This window comes from Burkholderia sp. (assembly GCF_018375725.1).
Taxonomy (GTDB): Bacteria; Pseudomonadota; Gammaproteobacteria; order Burkholderiales; family Burkholderiaceae; genus Burkholderia.
Window position 1 is genome coordinate 1 of sequence record NZ_JAHACR010000485.1, and the last position, 1,877, is coordinate 1,877.

3 protein-coding genes are annotated in these 1,877 nt (G+C 64.3%); all 3 read left to right on the top strand.

The window, feature by feature from the left end; genetic code table 11:
* The first annotated feature begins 292 nt into the window (after positions 1–292).
* Positions 293–547: a 30S ribosomal protein S16 gene (gene rpsP / locus KH616_RS24680; RefSeq protein ID WP_004189402.1), complete on the top strand. Its 255-nt coding sequence runs from the start codon at positions 293–295 to the stop codon at positions 545–547.
* A gap of 42 nt (positions 548–589) precedes the next feature.
* The gene (rimM, locus tag KH616_RS24685) at positions 590–1,267 is read left to right on the top strand and encodes a ribosome maturation factor RimM (RefSeq protein ID WP_292254786.1); all 678 of its coding nucleotides are present in this window, start codon (positions 590–592) and stop codon (positions 1,265–1,267) included.
* 3 nt (positions 1,268–1,270) lie between these two features.
* Positions 1,271–1,877: tRNA (guanosine(37)-N1)-methyltransferase TrmD (gene trmD / locus KH616_RS24690; RefSeq protein WP_292254789.1), on the top strand; the 607-nt coding region annotated here is incomplete at its 3' end.

Sequence of the window (1,877 nt, forward strand, 5' to 3'; positions counted from 1 at the left end):
TGAAAGCCGGGCGGTAGGGTGAGCTGCCCGATCGGCAGATCCTCGGCAGGCGCTGTTGCGGGCGCGAAACAGGCGGCGCCGGCAAGCAGCCCGGCGAGGCGGCGCGGCGCACGACGAATCATGACGTGAAGGGACGACATGGCGGCAACGGGTGGTCCGGAACAGCCCGATTGTATGCGCGTGCAGCGCCGTGTCTGCGAATTTTGCGCGTAAGTGTTTGTTGTGCCATTGGTTTCCGGCTATAATCGCATGTTTCTGTAGTTTCGAACCCGGTTTTCCCGAAGGATTTCATATGGTTATCATCCGTCTGGCTCGCGGCGGCTCGAAGAAGCGCCCGTTCTACAACATCGTCGCTACCGATTCGCGTAACCGTCGTGACGGCCGCTTCATCGAGCGCGTCGGTTTCTACAACCCGGTCGCGACGAAGGGCGAAGCGCTGCGCATCGCTCAGGATCGTCTGACGTACTGGCAAGGCGTTGGCGCGCAACTGTCGCCGACCGTCGAGCGTCTCGTGAAGCAAGCGCAGAAGGCGCAGCCGGCTGCCTAACATGGCACGGTGTGCCGGTCGTGCCGGCTGTGAGGTTCAATAATGGCAGGTCACGATTCCGGAAATGCAAAGCGCGGGCGTGCGTCGTTTGGCGCATTCGTCCGCAAGCCGGTTGATCGCGGCGTTGCCGCGAATGCCGGTTCGGCTGCCGGACAAGGTGGTCTTGAGGCGGTGCAGTCCTGGCCTGACGATGCCATCGAGGTCGGCGCGGTTGTCGACGCGTATGGTCTCAAGGGTTGGGTGAAGTTGGCCGCCCACGCCGATGCCGGCCGTGGCGGCGATGCGCTGCTCAAGGCGCGCCGCTGGTGGCTGCAGAAAGGCGCCGAGCGTCATGCCGCCCGCATCGCGCAGGCGAAGGCGCATGGCGATACGATCGTCGCGCAAATCGTCGGCGTGGATGATCGCGACGTCGCGCTGTCCTTGCGCGGCACTCGCGTGTTCGTTCGCCGGGAAGATTTTCCGGCATTGACGGACGACGAGTTCTACTGGGTCGACCTGATCGGTCTCGATGTCGTGAACGAGCAAGCGGTTCCGCTCGGCACGGTGGCCGGCATGATCGACAACGGTGTGCATTCGATCATGCGCGTCGAATATCCGGCGACCGGCAAAGACGGTCAGCCAGCGACCGCCGAACGGCTGATCCCGTTCGTCGGCGTGTACGTCAAAGCGGTGGACCGGGCGGCGCGTCGTATCGTCGTCGACTGGGAAGCCGACTACTAAGTTATGAACCAGGTTACGGAGAGCGCGGTGCAGTTTGACGTCGTCACGCTCTTTCCCGAGATGTTCCGCGCGCTGACCGACTGGGGCATTACCAGCCGGGCCGTGAAGCAGGGTCGCTTCGGGCTGCGTACCTGGAACCCGCGTGACTTCACGACGGACAACTACCGCACGGTCGACGATCGACCCTACGGTGGCGGTCCGGGCATGGTGATGCTGGCCAAGCCGCTCGAGGCTGCGATCGGTGCCGCGAAGGCGGCACAGGCGGAGCAGGGCGTCGCGAGTACGCGCGTGGTGATGATGTCGCCGCAAGGTGCGCCGCTCACGCACGAACGCGTCGTGCGGATGGCGCAGGAACCCGGCGTCATTGTGCTGTGCGGCCGCTACGAGGCGATCGACCAGCGTCTGCTCGATCGTTGCGTCGACGAAGAAATCAGCCTCGGCGATTTCGTGTTGTCCGGCGGCGAACTGCCGGCGATGGCGATGATGGATGCCGTCGTGCGCCTGTTGCCTGGCGTGCTGAACGACGCACAGTCGGCCGTGCAGGACAGTTTCGTCGGCGGTCTGCTCGATTGTCCGCACTACACACGCCCCGAGGAATACGAGGGCGTGC

Bases quoted from the DNA above. Each gene is read 5' to 3' on its own strand.
- rpsP (WP_004189402.1), top strand. From the start codon at position 293: ATGGTTATCATCCGTCTGGCTCGCGGCGGCTCGAAGAAGCGCCCGTTC.
- rimM (WP_292254786.1), top strand. From the start codon at position 590: ATGGCAGGTCACGATTCCGGAAATGCAAAGCGCGGGCGTGCGTCGTTT.